The sequence below is a fragment of the Candidatus Latescibacterota bacterium genome (genome assembly GCA_020633725.1).
Lineage (GTDB): Bacteria > Krumholzibacteriota > Krumholzibacteriia > JACNKJ01 > JACNKJ01 > VGXI01.
Map to the genome: position 1 here is coordinate 427,651 of JACKDC010000001.1, position 21,958 is coordinate 449,608.

Below are 21,958 nucleotides of genomic sequence, written 5' to 3' on the forward strand. Positions count from 1 at the left end.
TCAACGACCGAAGGAGAAGGAAGAGATGGCCAAGCAGATCGAGTTCGACGTCGCCGCCCGCGATTCGCTCAAGCGCGGACTGGACAAGCTCGCGAACGCCGTCAAGGTGACCCTGGGCCCCCGTGGCCGGAACGTCATCCTCGACAAGAAGTTCGGCAGCCCCACCGTCACCAACGACGGCGTGACGATCGCCAAGGAGATCGAGCTGGAGGACCCGTACGAGAACATGGGCGCCCAGCTGGTGAAGGAAGTGGCGACCAAGACCAACGACGTCGCCGGCGACGGCACCACCACGGCCACGCTGCTGGCCCAGGCCATCGTGCACGAGGGCCTCAAGAACGTGACGGCCGGCGTGAACCCCATGTACCTGAAGCGCGGCATCGAGAAGGCCGTAGCGAAGGTCGTGGAGTCCATCAAGGAGCAGAGCCACGAGGTGAGCAACCAGGAGGAGATCGCCCAGGTCGCCGCCATCTCCGCGAACAACGACGAGGAGATCGGCCAGCTCATCGCCGAGGCCATGGACAAGGTGGGCCGTGACGGCGTCATCACCGTGGAGGAGGCCAAGAGCCTGACCACGGATCTCGAGGTCGTCGAGGGCATGCAGTTCGACCGCGGCTACCTCAGCCCCTACTTCGTGACCGACGCCGAGCGGATGGAGGCCGTGCTGGAGAACGCGCTGGTGCTCATCCACGACAAGAAGATCAGCAGCATGAAGGACCTGCTGCCGGTGCTCGAGAAGGTCGCCCAGACGGGCAAGCCGCTGCTCATCATCGCCGAGGACATCGAGGGCGAGGCCCTGGCCACGCTGGTGGTGAACAAGCTGCGCGGTACCCTGAACGTCTGCGCCGTGAAGGCGCCGGGCTTCGGCGACCGCCGCAAGGCCATGCTCGAGGACATCGCGATCCTCACCGGCGGCACCGTGGTCGCCGAGGAGGCCGGCCGCAAGCTGGAGAGCGCGACGATGCAGGACCTGGGTCAGGCCAAGCGCATCACCGTCGACAAGGACAACACGACGGTGGTCGAGGGCGCCGGCAAGTCCGACGCCGTGGCGTCCCGCGTCTCGCAGATCAAGCGCCAGATCGAGGACACCACCAGCGACTACGATCGCGAGAAGCTGCAGGAGCGCATGGCCAAGCTGGCCGGCGGCGTCGCGGTGATCAACGTCGGCGCGGCCACCGAGACCGAGATGAAGGAGAAGAAGATGCGCGTCGAGGACGCCCTCAACGCCACCCGCGCCGCGGTGGAAGAGGGCATCATCCCCGGCGGCGGCGTCGCGCTGATCCGCGCTATCGCCAGTCTCGACGGTCTGAAGGACCTGGACGCCGAGGTCGCGACGGGCGTGAACATCGTCCGCAAGGCGCTCGAGAGCCCGCTGCGCCAGATCGCCGAGAACAGCGGCGTCGAGGGTTCGGTCGTGGTTCAGCGCCTGCTGACCGAGAAGGGCGCCATGGGCTACAACGCGGCCAAGGGCGAGTACGTCGACATGTTCAAGGCCGGCATCGTGGATCCCGCCAAGGTGACCCGCAGCGCGCTGCAGAACGCGGCGAGCATCGCCAGCCTGCTGCTGACCACGGAGACCATCGTGGCCGACATCCCGGAGCCCGACAAGGCGCCGGCGATGCCGGGCGGCGGCATGGGCGGCATGTACTAGGCCACTTGGCCTCGACGACCACGTCAGCGCAATCGACGGACCCCCGGGGCAGCGCTCCGGGGGTTCTTCGTTGGGGGGAAGGCGCGCGTCGCGAGCCGCGCCCACGTTGACTTGCAGGGCCACATCTGGTCTACTTGAGTCATGAAAAACACACCCACGCTCCGCCGGTTCGCCGTCCTCGCCCTTCTCATCCTGCTCCCGGCGGCCTTCGCCAGCGCGACCGAAACCGCGCGGGAACGCCACCACGAGGTGCCCGACGATCCCTACGTCGCCTCGCCGCGCGTGGAGCATCCGCGCTCGCCGGCCATGCGCTTCGCGCGGGGGTCCTTCCTGGCCGTCCAGGTGAACGTCGACGCCCTCGGGCAGAACATCGTCGGCGACGCCGCCAATGAACCGTCCATCGCCGTGGACGCGCTCGACCCGAACCGCATGGTCATCGGCTGGCGGCAGTTCGACAGCGTCACCAACAACTTCCGCCAGGCCGGCTACGGCTACACGACCGACGGCGGCCTGACCTGGACCTTCCCCGGCGTGATCGAGCCCGGCGTCTTCCGCTCCGATCCCGTGCTGGACTCGGACGCGGCGGGCCGCCTCTACTACAACAGCCTTACCATCGAGGGGAACGACTACCCCTGCGACGTCTACCGCTCCGACGATGGCGGCATGGCCTGGGACGGCGGCGTCCGCGCCCGCGGCGGCGACAAGCAGTGGATGACCATCGACAAGTCCGGCGGCGTGGGCGACGGCCACATCTACGCCTACTGGAACGGGTTCTTCTCCACCTGTCCGCCGGGCTTCTTCACCCGGTCCACGGACGGCGGCGACTCCTACGAGAACTGCACGACGATCCCCGACGATCCCTACTGGGGGACGCTCACGGTGGATCCCCTCGGCCGCCTCTTCACCATCGGCACCAATGGCGACGACTTCACGGTCGCGCGCTCCTCGAACGCCCAGCAGGCGGGACAGTCGGTGACCTGGGACGCGGTCACCGTGGTGGACCTGGGCGGACCCATCCGCTCGAGCACGGGCCCCAACCCGGGCGGTCTGCTCGGCCAGGCCCACGTCGCGGCGATCCCCGGCGGCCCGCAGGGCGTGGTGATCTGCGCGCTCTGCTCGGTCAATCCGGCGGGGACGGATCCGCTGGACGTCGGCTTCTCGCGCAGCACGGACGGCGGCCTGACCTGGAGCGCGCCGGTCCGCGTGAACGACGACGCGGGCACCGGCTGGCAGTGGTTCGGCACCATGTCGACGAGTCCCTCCGGCCGCATCGACGCAATCTGGCTCGACACGCGCGACAACCCGGGCACCTACCTGTCCTCGCTCTACTACTCCCACTCCGACGACGGCGGGCTGACCTGGTCGGCCAACGAGCGCCTGTCCGAGGCCTTCGATCCGCATCTCGGCTGGCCGAACCAGGACAAGATGGGCGACTACTATCACATGGTCTCGGACGATCAGGGCTTCAACCTGGCCTGGGCCGCCACCTTCAACGGCGAGCAGGACGTCTACTACGGCCGCATGACCCTGGGCGCCACCGCCGCCGGCGACACGCCCGCCGCGCCGCTCGCCCTGCTGAACAGCGACCCGAATCCCTTCACCGCCAGCACGACGCTCCGCTACAAGGTGCCCGTCGCCGGCTTCGTCAGCCTGGAGGTCTACGACGCGCTGGGCCGCCGGGTGGCGACCCTCGTGTCGGACGAGAAGCAGGCGGGCGCCTACGAAGCCCAGCTGGACGCGCAGGCGCTGCCTGGCGGCATCTACTTCGCGCGCCTCCACGCCGGCGAGTTCGGCGACACGAAGAAGCTGCTGCACCTGCGCTGAGTCAGCGCCTCCGGCCCGCCAAGGGCCCGAATCCCGCGCCAAGCCCCCCTTGCCCCGCCTCGGCGGGGCATTTTCTTTGCGATCGCCGACCGACGCGCGGGCTCGCGCCGTGGGCGAGGGCTGCGCTTGACAGCCTGTCGGACCGTCCGTAGTCTCCACCGCGTTCGTCGCCGGCGGCCGTCTCCGCCCGCTCCCACCGAGGATCCCATGGACAGCATCCGCCTCAAGGACATCATCGTCTACGGCTACTATGGCGCCTCCGACCCGGAGCGCCAGGTGGGGCAGCGCCTGCTCATGGACCTGGAGCTGGACGTGGACCTCAGCGAGGCGGCCGCCTCGGACGCCCTGGTGGACACGGTGAGCTACGAGGAGATCTACGTCGCCGCCCAGCAGCTCGCGGGCGGCACCCGCTGCCGGCTGCTCGAGCATCTGGCGCAGCGTGTCATCGACGGGCTGCTGCAGCACTTTCCCCGCCTCGCCGGCGTGGAGGTGTCGCTGCGCAAGATGAACCTGCCCTTTCCCAACACCTGCCGCGAGGTGGAGGTGCGCCTGCGCCGGGAGCGCCGGGCGTGAGCGCCGCCGAGGTGGCGCTGTCGCTGGGCAGCAACCTGGGCGATCGCCGGGCCAACCTGGCGGCCGCGCTGCGCGCGCTGGACGACGAGCTGCTGGAGGGCATGGAGGTCAGCGGCGTCTACGAGACGGCGCCCGTGGAGGTGGGGGAGGCGCAGCCGGCGTTCTGGAACTGCTGCGCGGTGGGCCGGGCGACGCTCGCGCCCGCGGACCTGCTCGCGCGCACCCAGCGGCTGGAACGCGAGGCCGGGCGACCCGCCGGCGGCCCGCGACGGCCTCGCGTCCTCGATCTGGACCTGCTGTACTACGCCCACGCCGTGCGCAGCGGCCCGGGCCTGGCGCTGCCGCACCCGGGCCTCCCGCGCCGGCGCTTCGTGCTGGCGCCGCTGGCCGAGCTGCGGCCGGACTGGCGGCACCCGGCCGACGATCGCCGCGTGGACAGGATGCTGACGGACCTTGGCGACGCGCAACCCGTGCGGCGTCTCGACTGCGAGGAAGGGTGGTGGCGCCGTGACGGCGACGCGCGCTGAGGGGCAGTTGCCCGGCTACATCGTGGTGGAGGGCGTCATCGGCGTGGGCAAGACCAGCCTCGCGCGCCTGCTCGCCGACCGCTTCGACGCCCGCCTCAACCTGGAGCTGGTGGAGGAGAACCCCTTCCTGCCGGGCTTCTATGCGGATCCCGCGCGCCACGCCTTCCAGACCCAGCTCTTCTTCCTGCTCTCGCGCTACCGCCAGCAGCAGGAACTCTTCCAGGGCGAGCTCTTCCAGCGCCGCGTGGTGGGGGACTACCACTTCGCGAAGGACCTGATCTTCGCGAACATCACCCTCAGCGACGAGGAGCTGGCGCTCTACAAGCAGGTGGCGGACGTCCTCGCCCCCCGCGTGCCGCGCCCCGAGCTGGTGATCTACCTGCAGGCCTCGGTGGAGAGCCTGCTGGAGCGCATCGCCCGGCGCGGCCGGCGCATGGAGAAGGACATCGAGCCGCGCTATCTGGCCACCTTGTCGGAAGCCTACAACCACTATTTCTTCCACTACCGGGAGTCCTCGCTGCTGGTGGTGAACACGGACAACGTGAACTTCGTGGCCCACCCCGAGCACTTCGAGGATCTGGTGCGCCGGATCCTCACGCCCTTCGAGGGGACGCTCTACTACGTGCCCAACTGGGAGAGCTGACATGGCGACGAAGAAGGTCGGCACGCGCACGCTCGCGGCCATGAAGGCGCGCGGCGAGAAGATCGTGGCGCTCACGGCCTACGACCACCCCAGCGCGCGCATCCTGGACGCCTGCGGCGTGGACATCGTCCTCGTGGGCGACAGCGCCGCCAACGTGGTGCTCGGCTACGACTCCACCCTGCCGGTGACGATGGAGGAGATGCTCGTGCTCGTCGCCGCCGTGGCCCGCGGCGCGCAGCGCGCGATGGTGGTCGCAGACCTGCCCTTCATGAGCTACCAGGTGAGCACGGCCCAGGCGCTCGAGAACGCCGGGCGCTTCGTGAAGACCGCGGGCGCCGAGGCCGTCAAGCTGGAGGGCGGACGGCGCAGCTCGCCGGCCGTGGAGGCCATCGTCGCGGCGGGCATCCCCGTGATGGGACACCTGGGCCTCACGCCGCAGAGCCACCTGGCCTTCGGCGGCTTTCGCGTGCAGGGGCGTGAGGAGGCGGCCGCCGACGCGCTCGTCGACGACGCCCTCGCGCTCGAGGCCGCGGGCGCCTTCGCCGTCGTGCTGGAGGGCATGCCCTGGACCCTGGCCCAGCGCATCAGCGAGCGCCTGCGCATCCCCACCATCGGCATCGGCGCCGGGGAGCGCTGCGACGGGCAGATCCTCGTCCTTCACGACATGCTGGGCTACGGCGAGGGCGGCCTCACCTTCGTGAAGCGCTTCGCCGAGATCGAGCGGGACGTGAGCGGGGCGGTGACCCGCTACTGCGAGGACGTGCGCGCGGGACGCTTCCCCGCCGAGGAGCACCGCTTCGCGCCCGGCAACCCCAAGCCGCGCGCCCGCGGTCGCGGCCGGGACGAGGCCGGCGGCTGATGGCCACGCCCCTGCTGCTGGACACGGTGGCGGCGCTCAGGACCTGGCGCCGCGGCCTGCGCGCCGAGGGCGCGTCGCTCGCCTTCGTGCCCACCATGGGCAAGCTGCACGAGGGGCATCTCGACCTCATGCGCCTGGCGCGGAAGCACGCCGACCGGCTGCTGGTTTCGGTCTTCGTCAACCCCACGCAGTTCGGTCCCGGCGAGGACTACGCCGCCTACCCGCGCGACCTGGCGGCGGACCTCGCCGCGATGGCGCCGCTCGCCCCCGAGGCCTGCTTCGCGCCGGCGGCGACCGCGATCTATCCGCCCGGCGACCGCACGACCGTGAGCGTGAACTGGGGCCTCGACAGGCTCTGCGGCGCCACGCGCCCAGGCCACTTCGACGGCGTGACCAACGTGCTGGCGCGTCTCTTCAACCTGGTGGAGCCGGACACGGTGATCCTGGGACAGAAGGACGCGCAGCAGGCGCTCATCGTGAAGCGCATGGTGGACGCGCTGCACTGGCCGCTGCGCCTGCGCCTCGCGCCCACGCGGCGCGAGCCGGACGGCCTGGCCATGAGCAGCCGCAACGCCTACCTGAGCGCGGAGCAGCGCGCCGAAGCGCCGGCCCTCTTCGCCGCCCTCGAGGACGCGGGCGCGGCGCTGCGCGGGGGCGAGCGGGACCCGCTGCGTCTCGCGAAGCGCGGCTTCGCGCGGCTGGCGGCGGCGCCGGGCCTGTCGCCCGAGTACTTCGCCGCGGTGGATCCGTCCACCCTGGAGCCGCCGGCGCGGGTCCCCGAGCGGGGGCTGCTGCTGGTGGCCTGCGCCGCGCGGCTGGGGCCGGCGCGGCTCATCGACAATCACGTCTTCAGTCTGGGAGAGGAAGGCATCCATGAGACCCTCCTGTTTTGAGACGCCGCCGCGCGAGGGCGGCGGCGCGGCCTGCGCGTCGCTGATCCTTGCCGCGGGCAAGGGCACGCGCATGAAGAGCGACATGCCCAAGGTCCTGCACACGCTCGGCGGACGTCCGCTGCTGGCCTGGGTGCTGGCGGCGGCGCGGGACGCGGGCCTCGGTCCGCAGCTCGTCGTGGTGGGGCACCAGGCCGAGCGCGTGAAGGAGGAGATGTCCCGCTACGACGAGGGCGATCTCCGCTACGTGCTGCAGGCCGAGCAGCACGGCACCGGGCACGCGGTGCAGGTGGCGCGTCAGGAGCTGCTCGCGCTCGGCGAGGCGGACGTGCTGATCCTGGCCGGCGACGTGCCGCTGATCCGTCCCGAGACCCTGCGCGGGCTCCTCGCGGCGCACCGCGAGGCCGGCGTGGCCCTGACGCTGCTCTCGGCGGAGTTCGAGGATCCCACGGGCTACGGGCGCATCCTGCGCGAGCCGTCGGGGGACGTCGTCGCGATCCGCGAGCACCGCGACGCCAGCGAGGCGGAGCGCGCCGTGCGGGAGATCAACGCGGGCATCTACTGCTTCCGCGCGCCTTCGCTGCTGGAGGCCCTGGACGCGCTGCGTCCCGAGAACGACCAGGGCGAGTACTACCTGACGGACACGCTGGCCATTCTACGCGCGCGCGGCCAGCGGGTGGCCGCCCGCCTCGCTGACGACCCCCGCGAGATCGCGGGCATCAACGACCGCGAGCAGCTCGCGGCGCTGGAGGCCGAGCTGGAGTCGAGGGGGGACTGAGTGGAGCACCTGTTCACACCCTGGCGGCGCAAGTACGTGGTGGAGGGCACGCGCGAGGAGGGCTGCGTCTTCTGCCGCCTCGCGAACTCCCCGGAAGACCAGCTGCTGGCCACCGAGCACTGGTACCTGGCGCTCAACGCCTTTCCCTACTGCAGCGGGCACGTGATGCTCATCAGCCGCCACCATCTGCGCTGGCTGGGCGACCTGCCCGCCGCCGCGCGCGAGGAGCTCGGTCCGCTGCTGGCCCGCGTGGAGGATGCGCTGCGCCGCGCCTATCGCCCCGAGGGCATGAACCTGGGCGTCAACTTCGGCCGCGCGGGCGGGGCGGGCATCCCGGACCACCTGCACGTGCATCTCCTGCCGCGCTGGGTGGGGGACACGAACTTCATCACCACGGTGGGGCAGACGCGGGTGGTGCCCGAGGACCTGGCCGACAGTTTCGCGCGCCTCGCGGCGGCGCTCGCCGCCCCGAACCCGGACGGCGCCTGAGGTGGGCCGCTTGCGTCCCGCGGCGCGGCGGCGTCCGTCGGCCTCGCGCTGGCTGGTCGTCGCCTTCGGCCTGCTGCTCGTGGTCTCGCTGGGACTGCGCTACGGACCGCGCTGGCGGCACGGGGCGGACGCGGCGCTGAGCCGTGTCCGGGACGTCCTGCCGGGCGGGGGGGACGCGACGTCCGCCCCCGGGGGCGCTCCCCAGCCTGCGGCGGCGGCCGCGCCGAACGAAGCGCCGCTGCGCCTGCAGATCCTCAACGCCACCGGGGTCAACCGCCTGGCGCTGGAGCGCGGCGAAGGGCTCAGGGAGTGGGGCGTGGACGCCCTGGACCGGGACAACGCCCCGGACTATCCCTTCCCCGAGACGCTCCTCCTGGTGCGCAGCAGCAGCCCGGAGCGCCTCGATGCCGTCCGCGACCTGGCCCGGCGCCTGGGCGGCGTGCCGGTGATCCTGCAGCGGCGGGACGATCTCATGCTGGACGCGACGCTGGTCCTGGGGCAAGATTGGTCGGACTACCGCTGGCCCGAGCCCTGATCCCGCGCACGACGAGGTGAACCGATGTCCCTCCACCGCAAGTCATTCAAGACGATCGTGCTGGCGATCCTGCTGGGCATCGCCGTGGGCACCCTGCTCGGCGACCTGCTGGGCATCGTGCTCCCGGACGGCATTCCCCGCGACGTCCTCACCTACTCGCGCAGCTTCACCCTCGAGCCCTTCACGGTGAACCTGCTGGTGGTGAGCTTCACCCTGGGCTTCAGCCTCACCTTCAACCTGCTCTCCGTGCTGGGCATCTTCGTGATGATCCAGCTCCTCAAGTGGGCGTGGTAGCGTTCATCGGCGGCGTGGGCGGGCAGGAGCTCCTGCTCGTGCTGGCCATCGCGCTGGTGGTCTTCGGGCCGAAGCGTCTGCCCGAGATCGCGCGGACGCTGAGCCGCGTCACGGCGCAGCTGCGCGACGCGAACCGCGAGCTCCGTCGCGAGCTCTACAGCAGCGTGGATCCCGACGCGGAGGCCGCCTCGCGCCGCGCGAGCGAGGCCGCGCGCCAGGCGCGGGAGCTGCCCACGGCGGCCGCCGACCCGACGCCCGTCGAGACACCCGTCACGGCAGTCGCCGCGGCGCCGGCCGATCCCGACGCGCCCTACCGAGACGCGGAGGCCGAGGCGGAGCAGGCGCGTCGCGCGACCGAGCCCGCCGACGACCCCGCAAACGACGAGGCGGACCCGGACAACCCCGGATCCGCCTCCTAGTCCGCCGGCGTCGTCGCCCCGGCCGGGCGACTACTTGTAGTACTGGTCCCTGTAGTCCTTCACCGGGAAGCGCTTCTTGAGCTCGGTCATCCAGCTCTCGAAGAAGCGCTGCTGCGCGCTGCTCAGCAGGCGCTCGCGGATCTTGTCGCGCTCCGTGGGGAAGCTGGTCTTGTCCGACTCCGGCTTGGTCAGCAGGGTGAAGACGTAGGCGCCTTCCTGGGTCTCGACCACGCCGCTGGTCTCGCCCGGGTTCATGATGAAGGCCGCGTCCTGGAAGGCCCCCTGGCGCCCCACGCCGGGGATGTAGTCGCGGCGGGCGAAGGGGTCGGTCTCGACCGCCTCGAGCCCCAGCTCCTTGGCGGCCGCGTCGAGACTGGCGCCGGCGTCGATGGCGGCGCGCAGGGCGGCGGCCTTCTGGCGGGCGACGGCGCGCTGCTGGCTCTCGCGCCAGTCGCGCGTGACCTTGTCGCGCTCGGTGTCGAAGTCGGACGGCCCGGCGGGCAGGACCTCCATGAGCTGCACCAGGTAGTCCGCGTCGCGCGCGGCGAAGCTCTTGGTGATCTCGCCGGGCTTCATGCGCTCCACGCGCGACTTCACGGAGCTGTTGAAGCCGATGCCCTCGATGGACTGGCGCTGCGTGAAGGGGGGCGGGCTCAGCACCTCGACGCCGAGCGATGCGGCCGCGGTGGCCAGGGAGCCGTCGCGCGTGGCCTGGGCGTAGAGCGAGTCGGCCAGGGTCGTCAGGCTGTCCTGCGTGGCGAAGCTGGGCTCCACCCGCAGGAGGATGTGCCGCGCGGACACCTCTTCCTGGCCGGCCTCGTCGCGCTTGCCGTCCAGCTTGATGAGGTGATAGCCGAAGCGGGTGCGCACGGGCTGGCTGACCTCGCCCTCCTTGAGCGCGAAGGCGGCCTGCTCGAAGGCCGGGTCCATGACGCCCTTGCCGAACCAGCCCAGGTTGCCGCCCTTGTCGGCGTTGCTGAGGTCCTGGGACCACTCCTTGGCCATCTGGTCGAAGGTCTTGCCGCCCTGCAGGATCTGCTGGCGCAGGAAGTCCATGCGGTCCTTGACGTAGGCGTCGTCCTCGGGGCTCGGATCGCGCGAGAAGCGGACGGCGTCGATGCGGTAGCGCTCGTCGAGCTGGTAGTCGTCCAGGTGCGACTGGAAGTAGGCGCGCAGGGTCTCGTCGCCGGGGTTCTCGTTCTCGAGGACGACGTCGCGCCAGGTCTGGCCCGCGTAGCGCACGGTCATCTTGCGGAAGCGCCGCTCGTACTCCTGCCGCACCTCGCCCTCGCCCACGTGCACGGAGCTCATGAGCATCTGCTGCAGGCGCTCGGCCGGCAGGCTCGACCGCACGAAGGCCTCCAGGGGCTTCCAGTCGACGTTCGGGTTGTTCAGCGCGAGCTGGTAGGCGTCCTGGTTGAAGTTGCCCTGCTCGTCGCGGAACTGCTGCTTGAGGAAGTCGGGCGGGTCGTACTGCAGGACGTCGCCGATCTCCTGATCGCTGGGCTCGAGGCCCATGCGATCGACTTCCTGCTTGAAGAGGGCCTCGTTGACCATCTGCTGGAAGATCTGGTCGCTGACGCGCAGGCGCTCGTCCTCGGAGATCACCTGACCGGGCTCGCGTCCCTGCGCCATCTGGCTGATGGCCTCGCGCAGGCGGCGGTCGTACTCGGCCAGGCTGATGGGCTGCTTGCCCACCATGCCGGCCCACTGCTCGCCCTGCGGCGCGCGCGTGCCGCAGCCGGAACCCTGCAGGTCGGCGCCCCAGACGAAGATCATGGTGGCGACGAAGGTGACCACCACCACCCAGAGGACGGTCTTGATGAACTGTCCCTGCCGCATCTGGCTCAACATGAAAGGCCCCTCCCTGCGCTACGGCACGTGACGGCTGACGGGGGTTGCGAACGAGGACCGTCCCGGCCGGGGCGGTCAATTCACTGAAGGGGCACAACTTAGCACAAGGTCTCGGCCGCCGCAACCGAAAGGTTGAGCGGGGGCCGGCCAGCGACTACAGTGGGGCCACCCTCCGGTCCCCAGCCAAGGAACTCGCCCTCATGTCCGCCAGCGCCCCCTTCGTGCATCTGCACAATCACACCGACTTCAGCCTGCTGGACGGGGCCATCCAGGTCAAGAAGCTCGTGGCCCGGGCACGGGAGTACGAGATGGGGGCCCTGGCGGTCACGGACCACGGCAACCTCTTCGGCGCCATTCACTTCTACCTGGCGGCCAAGGCCGCCGGCCTGAAGCCGATCCTGGGCATGGAGGGCTACTCGATCCGGGGGGACCGCCGGGAACGGGGGGGCGGCCGCAGCCGGCCCGAGACCAACCACCTGCTGCTCCTGTGCCGGAACTACGAGGGCTACCGGAATCTGGTCAAGCTCTCGAGCTTCGCCTACACCGAGGGCTTCTACTACAAGCCGCGCCTGGACCGGGAGCTGCTGCGCCGCTACAGCGGCGGTCTGCTCGCCACCAGCGCCTGCATGTCGGGCGAGGTGAACCGCTTCCTCGCGGCCGGCAGCCTGGACGAGGCCGCCGCCAGCGCGCTGGAGCTGGAGTCGATCTTCGGCAAGGGGAACTTCTTCCTCGAGGTCCAGAACCACGGCATCGCCGAGGAGGATCTCATCCGGGAGCGGGCGGCGGACCTGTCCAGGCGGACGGGCATCCCGCTGGTCGCCACCAACGACTGCCACTACCTGAGCAAGGGCGACCACGAGGCCCACGAGGTCCTGCTCTGCATCAACACGGGCAGCGACATCGACGACAACCACTTCCACATCGGCACCGAGGAGCTCTACTTCAAGGACGCCGACGCGATGGCCGAGCGCTTCGGCGACCTGCCGGAGGCGCTGGCCAACACGCAGCGCATCGCCGATCTCTGCGACCTCGAGATTCCGCTCGGCGTGAACTGCCTGCCCAACTTCCCGCTGCCCGAGGGCTACGACAACCCCGAGCGCTACCTGGCCGACCTCTCGCTCGAGGGACTGAAGTCGCGCTACGGCACCCCGACGGCGGAGCAGCGCGAGCGGCTGGACTACGAGCTGGACATCATCGGCCGCATGGGCTTTCCCGGCTACTTCCTCATCACGCGCGACTTCATCCGCGCCGCCCGCGAGCGCGACATCGCGGTGGGGCCGGGGCGCGGCTCCGCGGCGGGCAGCCTGGTCTGCTACTCGCTGGGCATCACGGACATCGACCCGCTGGAGCACGGCCTCCTCTTCGAGCGCTTCCTGAACCCCGAGCGCGTGTCGATGCCCGACATCGACATCGACTTCGACTACGTGCGCCGGGGCGAGGTGATCGACTACGTCACCGAGAAGTACGGCAAGGAGAACGTCTGCCAGATCATCACCTACGGCACCATGAAGGCGCGCGCCGTGGTGCGCGACGTCGGGCGCGTCCTCAAGATCCCCTACGGCGAAGTCGACCGCGTGGCCAAGCTGGTGCCCGAGACGCTGGGGATGACCCTCGAGCAGGCGCTCAAGCTCAGTCCCGACCTCGCCGAGCTGGCGAAGACCGACGAGCCCTGGCCCTACGCCAAGCTCATCCGCTACGCGCTCACGCTGGAGGGCCTCACGCGGCACGCCAGCACGCACGCGGCGGGGGTGATCATCACGCCCGATCCGCTGGTGGAGCACGTGCCGCTCTACGTGAACAACAAGGGCGAAGTCACCACGCAGTACGACATGGGCATGTGCGAGGCCATCGGACTGCTCAAGATGGACTTCCTCGGCCTGCGCACGCTCACCGTGATCGAGGACGCCCTCGCCGCCATCAACGCGTCGCGGCCCGCGGCCGAGCGCCTCACCGCGCGCGACCTGCCCCTGGACGACCCCGCCTCCTTCGAGCTGCTCCGCGCCGCCGACACCGTCGGCACCTTCCAGCTGGAGAGCGCGGGCATGCGGGACATCCTGCGCCGCCTGCAGCCCACCGAGTTCAGCGACATCGTGGCCACCAACGCGCTCTTCCGGCCCGGTCCCATCGGCAGCGGCATGGTGGACGACTTCATCGACCGCAAGCGCGGCCGCACGAAGATCGCCTACCCGCACGAGGATCTCGCGACGATCCTCGAGGAGACCTACGGCGCCATCGTCTACCAGGAACAGGTGATGCAGATCGCCTCGCGCATGGCCGGCTTCACCCTGGGCCAGGCGGACATGCTGCGCCGCGCCATGGGCAAGAAGAAGGCCGAGGTGATGGCCCAGCAGAAGGCGCTCTTCGTCGACGGCGCCGTGGCCAGGGGTTACCCCGCGGCCAAGGCCGAGGAGATCTTCGACCTCCTGGCCTACTTCGCCGGCTACGGCTTCAACAAGAGCCACTCGGCGGCCTACGCCATGATCAGCATGCAGACGGCCTACCTCAAGGCGCACTACCCGGCCGAGTACCTGGCCGCCTGCATGACCAGCGAGATGAGCAACACGGACCGCATCGTGGTCTTCATGAACGAGTGCCGCAACCACGAGATCGAGGTGGTGCCGCCGGACGTCACGATCAGCCACGACGAGTTCCGCGTCCACGGGGGCAAGATCTACTTCGGCCTGGGCGCCGTGAAGAACGTGGGGCACGGGGCCATCGAGGAGATCATCCGCGCGCGGGAGGAGTCGGAAGGTCAGTTCGCGGACCTCTACCAGTTCTGCGAGGCGCTGGATCTGCGCAAGGTGAACAAGAAGGTGCTCGAGAGCCTCATCATGGCGGGCGCGCTGGACGGGCTGGGGCCCAATCGCGCGAGCCTGCTGGGAGCGCTGGAGGAGGCCATGGCCGCGAGCCAGAGCCGACAGAAGGAGCGCGAGGCCGGGCAGATGAGCCTGCTGGACACGCTGGGGGCGGAGGAGCAGGAGGCCGTCCGCAAGAAGGTCGAAGCGCTGCCCGAATGGGACGCGCGCGAGCGCCTCGCCAAGGAGAAGGAGGTGCTGGGCTTCTTCGTGTCGGGACACCCGCTCGATCCGCTGCGCCCCACGCTGCTGGCCCTGCCGCTTCAGAACGCCGAGAGCCTGAAGGACTGCCCCGACCGCAGCGAGGCGCGCACGGTGGGCATCATCACGGCCATCAAGCAGAAGCTGGACTCCCGCGAGCGCACGATGGCCTTCCTCACCGTGGAGGACTACCTGGGCAGCTACGAGGTGGTGGTCTTCGGCTCGGTCTACGAGCAGTACGGGCTGAAGCTCGCCGTGGACGCCATCCTCGGCTTCGAGGGCAAGAGCAATCTCATGGAGTCGGGGGAGGCCAAGCTGCTGCTCGACCGGGTCTACAGCGTGGACGAGGCCCTGTCGGCCTGGCCCGGCAAGATGCACCTGCACTTCAGCGCCGGCTTTCGGTCGTCCTGGCTGGCCGCGCTCGAGGCCGAGCTGCGCGATCATCCGGGGCCCCACGAGGTGTATTTCCATCTGACCGGTGACGACGGCGAGCCGGTGGTGATCCGCAGCAAGGCCCTGCGCGTGGAGGCGGGCCCCTGGCTGAAGGACTTCCTCCGCGACAACCGCGAGCGCTTCCGCTGCCGCTTCGAGGGCAAGCCCTTCCCGCAGGATCCTCGCCGGCGCGGCGGCGGCGGCAACGGCGGCGGGCGCGCGGCCTGGGCGCGGGGCTAGCATGGAGAAGGACACGGCATACATTCAGGCCGTCTGCGCTCAACTCGGGGACTTCGGGCTATGCGCAACACCGCTACCACGTCGGCAGCACAGCAAAACCCCTGACATTTTAGTTGAGCATGATCACGAGCGAGTAGTGATCGAGGTCAAGGACAAGCAGGAAGACCCTGGGCGACTTCTTGAGGAGTCGAAGACACTAGTTCGTGGGGGGATCTACTCCTTCTCGGAGTCAGCGAATCAAATGAATCGCATCTCCAGCCGTATCAAGGAGGGAACAAGGCAGCTCAGAGCTTGGCAGCATGCAGACTTTCGAGTGCTTTGGTTTCGTGTCTCTGGCAAGTTTGCGGATCTCCGCGCGATCCAGATCGGGGCATCGCTATACGGCATTCGTCAGTTGATCAATCGCAAGCCAGGTGGCGAGGCTCGGGACTGTTACTACTTTGCACATAGCGACTTCATCAAGTGGCGCTCCTGTCTTGATGCTGTGGTCATACACCGTGACGACACTGGCAGCGCGTACATCCTCCCTAATTCCAGCAGTGAGCAGTATGACCGTTTACTAGGGTCTTGTCTTTGCAGGGCGTTCGGATCAGCAGTTTGGCTGCCGGAGACGATGGAGCGTAGGCGGGAGATCTTCCTTGTCCCTCCCGGGGAGCGCCTAGGGCTTGGCAACGGGGAGGAGTTGATCCGCTACCTCAATAGGCGCTATGGTGCAGATCTCATTCCCGTAGATCTGCGGTTCCACTCGGGTTGGATTCAGGCGGGCACGGACAGTTGGCGACTATAGGCTCCCATGCTCCAGCACCTCGGATTCCAGGGCGAGCATCTGCATGGGTCAGTCGAAGATGAGCAGTGATTCGCCACGCCAGGGTATCGTGGTGGTCGGCGCGGGCGCGGCCGGCCTCATGGCCGCCATCGCGGCGGCTGCCGCCGCGCCCTCCGCTACCCCTGTGATCGTCGTGGAAAAGAACCGCCGTCCCGGCGTGAAGATCCTCGTCAGCGGCGGCGGCCGCTGCAACCTCACCACCACGGTGACGGGCCCCGCGCTCGAGGCCGCCTTCGGCAAGGCCGCCGCGCGCTGGCTGCGGCACGCCCTGCGCGCCTTTCCCCCGAGCGCGCTGCGCGCCTTCATCGAAAGCACGGGCGTCGCGCTGCACGAGGAAGCGCTGGAGAAGGTCTTTCCCGTGAGCGGGCGCGCGGGCGACGTCCTCGAGGCCCTGCTCCGCCGCGCGCGCGAGGCCGGCGTCGCGATCGAGACCGAGCGGCCCGTCACCGCGATCCGCCGCGAGGCGGACGGCTTCCAGCTCGACACGCCCGCCGGCCCGCTCGCGGCGCGGCGCGTGATCCTCGCCGCGGGCGGCCGCAGCTATCCGCAGATGGGCACCACGGGCGACGGCTACGCGCTCGCCGCCTCGCTCGGCCATTCCGTCACGCCCACGGTGCCCGCGCTCGCGCCGCTGGCGGTGGACCTCGACTGGGTCCACGCGCTGAGTGGTCTGACATTGCCGGACGCTGTGATCGCGGTGGAGGACGTCGACGGCCGCCACCTCGCGACGCGGCGCCGCCCGCTGCTCTTCACCCATCGCGGACTCTCTGGCCCGGGGCCGATGGACGTCTCCGGCTGGGTCGCCGCCGCCGGCGCCGGCTGCGCGCTGGTCCTCGACCTCGCGCCCGACCTGCCCCGCGAGCGCGTGGACGCCGCGCTGCGGGCCGGCGGCGCGCGTCCGACCCACGCGCTCCTGCCCGAGGCGCTGCCCGAGCGACTGCGTCGCGCGCTGGCGGCGCAGGCCGGCGCGGACGTCCCCGCCGCCTCCCTGGACCGCGCGGCGCGCCTGCGCCTCGTGGACGCCGTGAAGTCCCTGCGCCTGCCCGTGGCGGGCACGCTGGGCTTCGCCAAGGCGGAGGTGACGCGCGGGGGGATTCCCCTGGACGAGGTGGATCCGCGCACGATGGCCTCGCGCCTCGTGCCGGGGCTGTTCATCTGCGGGGAGCTGCTGGACGTCGACGGCCCCATCGGCGGCTACAACTTCCAGGCAGCGTTCGCCACGGGGCGACTGGCGGGACTTCAGGCCTCGCTGCCCGGGGAGACGGGCTGACCGCCCAGCGCGGCCTCGATCACCGGCCACTTCTCGAGGGCGGCGTCGTAGCCGAGCTGGACCATCTCGCGCACCTTCTGGAAATCGCCGCCGAGCTCGAGGCTGATGCTCGGGGACACGCTGAGCGGGTTCTGCTCCATGATGCGGCGGGCGAAGTCGTCCTGCTGGAGCAGGCCCATCGCGCGCCAGAGCACGTAGATGATGCTCGGCGCCAGCCCGACCTGCAGCAGGTGCTCCTTCTCCAGGTTGCTGCGCTCCTTCTCGACCTCGGCCTCGTCGGGCAGCGTGCGCAGGCCGCGCACGGGGATCACCGGCGCGAAGCCCTCGCGCTCGAGGAAGGCCGACGGCACGGGGCAGGTGGTGGCGCCGTCCACGAGATAGGTGTCGCCCCACTTGTGGGGGACGAAGATGCCCGGCATGGCGATGCTGCCGCGAATCGCATCCAGCGCGGACCCGGTGCGGATCACCACGTCGGTGCCGCGCAGGAGATCGGTGGCGTTCACGAGGAAGGGGACGGGCGCGTCCTCGAGGCGGAAGTCGCCGCCCAGCAGCTCGGCGATGTGGTTCATCACGCTCTTGCCCGTGAGGAGTCCCGGCTGGAAGAAGCGGAAGTCCCGCACGATGAGATAGCGCGGGTGCAGCTGGGCGAAGAACTCCGCCAGCAGCGCCTCCACCTTCTCGGCGCTGCCGTAACGCAGGTAGCAGGCGCCCACGATGGCGCCCAGGCTGGTGCCGGCCAGGGCCTTCACGGCGACGCCCTTCTCTTCCAGCAGCCTGAGCAGCCCGATCGCCACCACGCCGAAGGGCAGGCCGCCGCCCATGGCCACGGCCACGCCCCGCTGACCGGGAGCGGGGGCCTGGATGCCACGGGGGCTCGAGTTCGCACCTTCGCTCATGGCCCGATTCTATCCAAGCGGCCGGGGAACTCAAGCGCTGGCTTTCCTGTGCCGGGCGGCACGTCCCCTGCGAGCGACCCCGTGGCGCGTCGCCGCAAGCGCCGCGATGGCAAGGTCTTGCCCGTCGTGGCTGTCAACGCGGTTGACACCCGGCGTCGCCGAGCTTTCCTTTGACGGCTTTCCCGGCCCCCGCTAGACTCCCGCGTCCCCGGCACCTCCCGCAGCCATCAGGAGCAGCATGGCCCGCCGCAAGTCGAAGAACGACGGCCCGGATCTCTTTTCGAGCAGCGCCGAGGCGACCACGTCGGTGGCCGAGCCGCCGCCCGCGGCGCCGGCCACGGCCAAGACGGCGCCCCGCCGGCGCAGCCCGGCGCCCCGCAAGGGCAGCACGGCCGAGCAGCAGGCGGCGAAGCAGCGCGAGATCTCCATCAGCGAGTTCTTCACCAAGAACCGCCACCTGCTCGGCTTCGACAATCCCAGCAAGGCCCTGCTCACGACGATCAAGGAAGCCGTGGACAACAGCCTCGACGCCTGCGAGGACGGCGGCATCCTGCCCACGATCCGCGTGGAGGTGCAGCAGGTGGCCGAGACGCGCTACCGCGTGGTGGTCCAGGACAACGGTCCGGGCATCGTGCGCGCGCAGATCCCCAAGATCTTCGGCAAGCTGCTCTACGGCTCCAAGTTCCACACGCTGAAGCAGAGCCGCGGGCAGCAGGGCATCGGCATCAGCGCCGCGGGCATGTACGGGCAGCTGACCACGGGCAAGCCGGTGCGCATCGTCAGCCGGACCGGCGCCCGCGCCGCGGCCCACCAGTTCGAGGTCAAGATCAACACGCAGAAGAACGAGCCGATCATCACGCTCGACGAGACCGTCGACTGGGATGCCGAGCACGGCACGCGCGTGGAGATCGAGCTCGAGGCCACCCACAAGCGCGGCCGCCGCAGCGTGGACGACTACCTCACCCTCACCGCCGTCGCCAATCCGCATCTCGAGCTGAGCTACCGCGATCCCAGCGGCGAGGAGACGCGCTACCCCCGCGTGAGCGACGCGCTGCCCCACGAGGCGCAGGCCATCCAGCCGCATCCCTACGGCGTGGAACTGGGCGCGCTGATGGCCATGCTCGACGCCAGCAAGAGCCGCAACCTGAAGAGCTTCCTGCAGGACGAGTTCAGCCGCGTGGGGCCGAAGGTGGCCGACGAGATCATCGACGCGGCCATGCTGCGTCCGCAGGCCAAGCCGGGGAGCCTGGGCCGCGACAAGGCCGAGCAGCTGCTCAAGGGCATCGCCGCGACCAAGATCATGGCGCCGCCCACGAACTGCCTGTCGCCCATCGGCGCGGAGGAGCTGGAGGCCGGGCTGCGCAAGGTGGTGGAGGCGGAGTTCTTCACGGCCGTGAGCCGCAAGCCGTCGGTCTACCGCGGCAATCCCTTCCTGGTGGAAGCCGCGATCGCCTGGAACGTGGAGGGGCAGGCCGGCGACGACCTGGCCGTCCTGCACCGCTTCGCGAACCGCGTGCCCCTGCAGTATCAGCAGGGCGCCTGCGCCATCACCAAGAGCGTGGTGGGGGCGGGCTGGAAGAACTACGGCCTCTCGCAGTCCAAGGGCGCGCTGCCGGCGGGCTCGCTGGTGATCGCCGTGCACATCGCGAGCGCGTGGGTGCCCTTCACCAGCGAGAGCAAGGAGGCGGTGGCGGGCTACCCGGAGATTCTCAAGGAGATCAAGCTCGCGCTGCAGGACTGCGGCCGGCGCCTGGGCCAGCACATCCGCCGCGGCAAGCGCATGGCCGAGGCGCGCAAGAAGTCGGACTACATCAAGAGCTACATTCCGCACATCGGCGAGGCGCTGCGCGAGATCCTGGGCCTCAGCGAGTCGCGGGAGAAGTCCATCGTCGAGACGCTCAGCGAGACGCTCGAGCGCAGCCGGAAGCTGTAGGCATGGCCCAGAGCACGAGTCCCGTCGTCAAGAAGATCCGCGAGCAGGCCAAGGCCGTGGAGAAGAGCGCGCTGGCCGGCGGCAAGCCCACGCTCAAGTTCCCCGTCCGCAGCCTGAGCAACGTGCGCTACGACGCCAGCCGCGGGCACTTCACCATGAAGGCCGGCCGCAAGGAGCGCGCGCTGACGGTGGGCACGGTGAAGGGCTTCGCCCAGACGCTCAAGATGATGGCGCTGTCCAAGCAGCTGGTGGAGACGGGCGACATCGCCACCAAGCGAGAGGCCTACTACGTCTCCAAGAACTGGGGCGAGGCGCGCTTCCACGAGCAGCCCGAGAGCGACACGGTGATGGACGACGTGGAGGCCCTCTTCGGCGTCAACCGCGAGCAGCTCGGCTTCATCCCCGAGGAGAAGGGCGGCGACGTGGCCGGCGACCTCGTGGTGATCGACCGCGATCCCGCCACGGGCAAGAAGCTGCGCATCGACTGCACCAAGTTCGGCAGCGGGGCCTACTCGATCCCCAACAGCGTCGAGCACCTGGCCTTCGAGACGAAGGCGAAGTTCATCCTCGCCATCGAGACGGCGGGCATGTTCCAGCGCCTGGTCAAGCACGGCTACTGGAAGACGGCCGGCGCGATCCTGGTGAGCATGGGCGGCGTGCCCACGCGCGCCTGCCGGCGCTTCATCCGCCGCCTCGCCGACGAGAAGGGCCTCGCGGTCTACGTCTTCGTGGACGGCGACCCCTACGGCATCAGCAACATCTACCGCACGCTCAAGGTGGGCAGCGGAAACGCCGCGCATCTCAACGAGTACTTCTGCGTACCGCAGGCGCACTTCCTGGGGATCACGCCCCAGGACATCGTGGACTACGAACTGCCCACGCATCCGCTCAAGGACGTGGACGTGAAGCGGGCCAAGGACGCGCTCAAGAACGATCCCTTCGTGCAGCACTACAAGGCCTGGCAGAAGGCCCTGAACCAGCTGATCAAGATGGGGGTGCGCGCGGAGCAGCAGGCGCTGGCCAAGCACGGGCTGAACTACGTGATCGACGAGTACCTGCCCCGCAAGCTGGCGCATCCCGAGCGCTTCCTGCCCTAGGCGAAAGGGGAGAGGCATGGCACTGCGCGCGCGCGCGCTCCTCGCGTCCGTGGCCCTGCTGGCCGCGTTCGCGGGTGGAGCGCAGGCCCAAGGCAGCGACGACGACGGCTACGGCGACTACGCGGCCGGCGGCTACGACGTCGGCTTCGGCGAGCTGCTTCACTCGAGCCAGGTGGTGGACAGCCCCACGGCCACGGTGCTGGCCCACGGCCACTACCGCATCCGCGGCCGGCTGATGGACGGCGGCTCCCTGGTCGCGGCGACCAGCGTGGGCATCAAGGACCGCTTCGAGGTGGGCGTCTCCTGGGGCATGCAGGGCCTGCTCGGCCGCGGCGAGGTGGAGTTCAACGACCGCACGGCGCTCTCCCTGCGGCTGCTGCTGATTCCGGAGATGCAGTTCCCGTCACTCCTGATCGGCTTCGACAGCCAGGGCTACGGCGCCTGGGATCCCGACCTCGAGCGCTACGAGCGCAAGAGCAAGGGCTTCTACGCCTGCCTGACCCGCAACTGGTACGGGCCCATGGGCACCGACGTGGCCACCACGGCGGGGATCAACTACAGCACCGAGGACAAGGACGAGTCCTCGGTGGACTTCTTCTTCGGTTTCGAGCAGGATTTCGACCGGCAGTTCGCCCTGCTGCTGGACTACAGCGCGGGCCTGGACGACCGCGAGCAGGAGTCGCCCACCCGGCGCTACGGCAGCGGCAAGGGCTGGCTGGATCTCGGCCTGCGCTGGAACGTGGTGGGCCCGGTGCAGTTCAAGTTCTTCTTCCGGGACCTGCTGTCCAACTACCGCCGCCCGTCGGACGGCGGCCGCGACTCGGTGGACCGGCAGTTCGAGATCAGCTACGAAGGCAGCTTCTGACGCAAGG

At 69.9% G+C, this 21,958-nt stretch carries 19 protein-coding genes; 17 read left to right on the forward strand and 2 right to left on the reverse strand.

Annotation, left to right across the window (positions count from 1 at the left end; genetic code table 11):
- Positions 1-25: 25 nt before the first annotated feature.
- The 12 genes from groL (at position 26) to H6693_01910 (ending at position 9,482) form a co-directional block, all read left to right on the forward strand.
- Positions 26-1,651 (forward strand): chaperonin GroEL, encoded by a 1,626-nt coding sequence (gene groL / locus H6693_01855; protein ID MCB9514917.1) that lies wholly within the window; start codon positions 26-28, stop codon positions 1,649-1,651.
- A gap of 141 nt (positions 1,652-1,792) precedes the next feature.
- Positions 1,793-3,475, forward strand: coding sequence for a T9SS type A sorting domain-containing protein (locus H6693_01860; GenBank protein MCB9514918.1), 1,683 nt, complete (start codon positions 1,793-1,795; stop codon positions 3,473-3,475).
- A gap of 207 nt (positions 3,476-3,682) precedes the next feature.
- Positions 3,683-4,048: a dihydroneopterin aldolase gene (folB, locus tag H6693_01865; GenBank protein ID MCB9514919.1), complete on the forward strand. Its 366-nt coding sequence runs from the start codon at positions 3,683-3,685 to the stop codon at positions 4,046-4,048.
- A complete protein-coding gene (gene folK / locus H6693_01870) occupies positions 4,045-4,575 on the forward strand; it encodes a 2-amino-4-hydroxy-6-hydroxymethyldihydropteridine diphosphokinase (GenBank protein MCB9514920.1) in 531 nt (176 codons plus the stop codon). Before folB ends, folK begins: the two co-directional genes overlap by 4 nt.
- Complete coding sequence (locus H6693_01875) at positions 4,556-5,218, forward strand: deoxynucleoside kinase (GenBank protein MCB9514921.1); 663 nt, start codon at positions 4,556-4,558, stop codon at positions 5,216-5,218. Before folK ends, H6693_01875 begins: the two co-directional genes overlap by 20 nt.
- A gap of 1 nt (position 5,219) precedes the next feature.
- Positions 5,220-6,077: a 3-methyl-2-oxobutanoate hydroxymethyltransferase gene (panB, locus tag H6693_01880; protein MCB9514922.1), complete on the forward strand. Its 858-nt coding sequence runs from the start codon at positions 5,220-5,222 to the stop codon at positions 6,075-6,077.
- Positions 6,077-6,970 (forward strand): pantoate--beta-alanine ligase, encoded by an 894-nt coding sequence (locus tag H6693_01885; protein MCB9514923.1) that lies wholly within the window; start codon positions 6,077-6,079, stop codon positions 6,968-6,970. The genes panB and H6693_01885 overlap by 1 nt, the downstream gene beginning before the upstream one ends.
- Positions 6,951-7,745: an NTP transferase domain-containing protein gene (locus H6693_01890; GenBank protein ID MCB9514924.1), complete on the forward strand. Its 795-nt coding sequence runs from the start codon at positions 6,951-6,953 to the stop codon at positions 7,743-7,745. Before H6693_01885 ends, H6693_01890 begins: the two co-directional genes overlap by 20 nt.
- A complete protein-coding gene (locus H6693_01895) occupies positions 7,746-8,234 on the forward strand; it encodes an HIT domain-containing protein (GenBank protein ID MCB9514925.1) in 489 nt (162 codons plus the stop codon).
- Positions 8,235-8,244: 10 nt separating this feature from the next.
- On the forward strand, positions 8,245-8,769 hold the full coding sequence (locus H6693_01900; protein MCB9514926.1) for a LytR C-terminal domain-containing protein: 525 nt from the start codon (positions 8,245-8,247) through the stop codon (positions 8,767-8,769).
- A gap of 24 nt (positions 8,770-8,793) precedes the next feature.
- Positions 8,794-9,063, forward strand: a complete 270-nt coding sequence (locus H6693_01905) for a DUF4321 domain-containing protein (protein ID MCB9514927.1) — start codon at positions 8,794-8,796, stop codon at positions 9,061-9,063.
- Entirely contained in the window at positions 9,057-9,482 is a 426-nt protein-coding gene (locus H6693_01910; protein ID MCB9514928.1) for a twin-arginine translocase TatA/TatE family subunit, read from the forward strand. Before H6693_01905 ends, H6693_01910 begins: the two co-directional genes overlap by 7 nt.
- Positions 9,483-9,512: 30 nt before the next feature.
- Here H6693_01910 and H6693_01915 read toward each other — a convergent pair whose 3' ends face one another.
- Positions 9,513-11,336 carry a peptidylprolyl isomerase gene (locus H6693_01915; protein MCB9514929.1) on the reverse strand — a complete coding sequence of 608 codons (1,824 nt, stop codon included), beginning with the start codon at positions 11,334-11,336 and terminating at the stop codon, positions 9,513-9,515.
- 200 nt (positions 11,337-11,536) lie between these two features.
- Here H6693_01915 and dnaE point away from each other — a divergent pair, with 200 nt between their 5' ends.
- Positions 11,537-15,064, forward strand: coding sequence for a DNA polymerase III subunit alpha (gene dnaE / locus H6693_01920; protein ID MCB9514930.1), 3,528 nt, complete (start codon positions 11,537-11,539; stop codon positions 15,062-15,064).
- Between the two features lie 845 nt (positions 15,065-15,909).
- A complete protein-coding gene (locus tag H6693_01925; protein MCB9514931.1) occupies positions 15,910-17,160 on the forward strand; it encodes an NAD(P)/FAD-dependent oxidoreductase in 1,251 nt (416 codons plus the stop codon).
- On the opposite strand, the gene H6693_01930 is transcribed toward H6693_01925, so the two are convergent.
- Complete coding sequence (locus H6693_01930) at positions 17,130-18,056, reverse strand: patatin-like phospholipase family protein (GenBank protein ID MCB9514932.1); 927 nt, start codon at positions 18,054-18,056, stop codon at positions 17,130-17,132. The genes H6693_01925 and H6693_01930 overlap by 31 nt on opposite strands.
- A 238-nt stretch (positions 18,057-18,294) precedes the next feature.
- Between H6693_01930 and H6693_01935 the strand changes: the two genes are divergently transcribed.
- The 3 genes from H6693_01935 to H6693_01945 are packed head-to-tail and all read left to right on the forward strand — an operon-like array spanning position 18,295 to position 21,951.
- Positions 18,295-19,989 carry a DNA topoisomerase VI subunit B gene (locus H6693_01935; GenBank protein MCB9514933.1) on the forward strand — a complete coding sequence of 565 codons (1,695 nt, stop codon included), beginning with the start codon at positions 18,295-18,297 and terminating at the stop codon, positions 19,987-19,989.
- A gap of 2 nt (positions 19,990-19,991) precedes the next feature.
- A complete protein-coding gene (locus H6693_01940; GenBank protein ID MCB9514934.1) occupies positions 19,992-21,086 on the forward strand; it encodes a DNA topoisomerase IV subunit A in 1,095 nt (364 codons plus the stop codon).
- Between the two features lie 16 nt (positions 21,087-21,102).
- A complete protein-coding gene (locus H6693_01945; protein MCB9514935.1) occupies positions 21,103-21,951 on the forward strand; it encodes a hypothetical protein in 849 nt (282 codons plus the stop codon).
- Positions 21,952-21,958 lie beyond the last annotated feature (7 nt).

Bases quoted from the DNA above. Each gene is read 5' to 3' on its own strand.
- groL (MCB9514917.1), top strand. From the start codon at position 26: ATGGCCAAGCAGATCGAGTTCGACGTCGCCGCCCGCGATTCGCTCAAG.
- H6693_01860 (MCB9514918.1), top strand. From the start codon at position 1,793: ATGAAAAACACACCCACGCTCCGCCGGTTCGCCGTCCTCGCCCTTCTC.
- folB (MCB9514919.1), top strand. From the start codon at position 3,683: ATGGACAGCATCCGCCTCAAGGACATCATCGTCTACGGCTACTATGGC.
- panB (MCB9514922.1), top strand. From the start codon at position 5,220: ATGGCGACGAAGAAGGTCGGCACGCGCACGCTCGCGGCCATGAAGGCG.
- H6693_01885 (MCB9514923.1), top strand. From the start codon at position 6,077: ATGGCCACGCCCCTGCTGCTGGACACGGTGGCGGCGCTCAGGACCTGG.
- H6693_01890 (MCB9514924.1), top strand. From the start codon at position 6,951: ATGAGACCCTCCTGTTTTGAGACGCCGCCGCGCGAGGGCGGCGGCGCG.
- H6693_01905 (MCB9514927.1), top strand. From the start codon at position 8,794: ATGTCCCTCCACCGCAAGTCATTCAAGACGATCGTGCTGGCGATCCTG.
- H6693_01915 (MCB9514929.1), bottom strand. From the start codon at position 11,336: ATGTTGAGCCAGATGCGGCAGGGACAGTTCATCAAGACCGTCCTCTGG.
- dnaE (MCB9514930.1), top strand. From the start codon at position 11,537: ATGTCCGCCAGCGCCCCCTTCGTGCATCTGCACAATCACACCGACTTC.
- H6693_01925 (MCB9514931.1), top strand. From the start codon at position 15,910: ATGAGCAGTGATTCGCCACGCCAGGGTATCGTGGTGGTCGGCGCGGGC.
- H6693_01930 (MCB9514932.1), bottom strand. From the start codon at position 18,056: ATGAGCGAAGGTGCGAACTCGAGCCCCCGTGGCATCCAGGCCCCCGCT.
- H6693_01935 (MCB9514933.1), top strand. From the start codon at position 18,295: ATGGCCCGCCGCAAGTCGAAGAACGACGGCCCGGATCTCTTTTCGAGC.
- H6693_01940 (MCB9514934.1), top strand. From the start codon at position 19,992: ATGGCCCAGAGCACGAGTCCCGTCGTCAAGAAGATCCGCGAGCAGGCC.
- H6693_01945 (MCB9514935.1), top strand. From the start codon at position 21,103: ATGGCACTGCGCGCGCGCGCGCTCCTCGCGTCCGTGGCCCTGCTGGCC.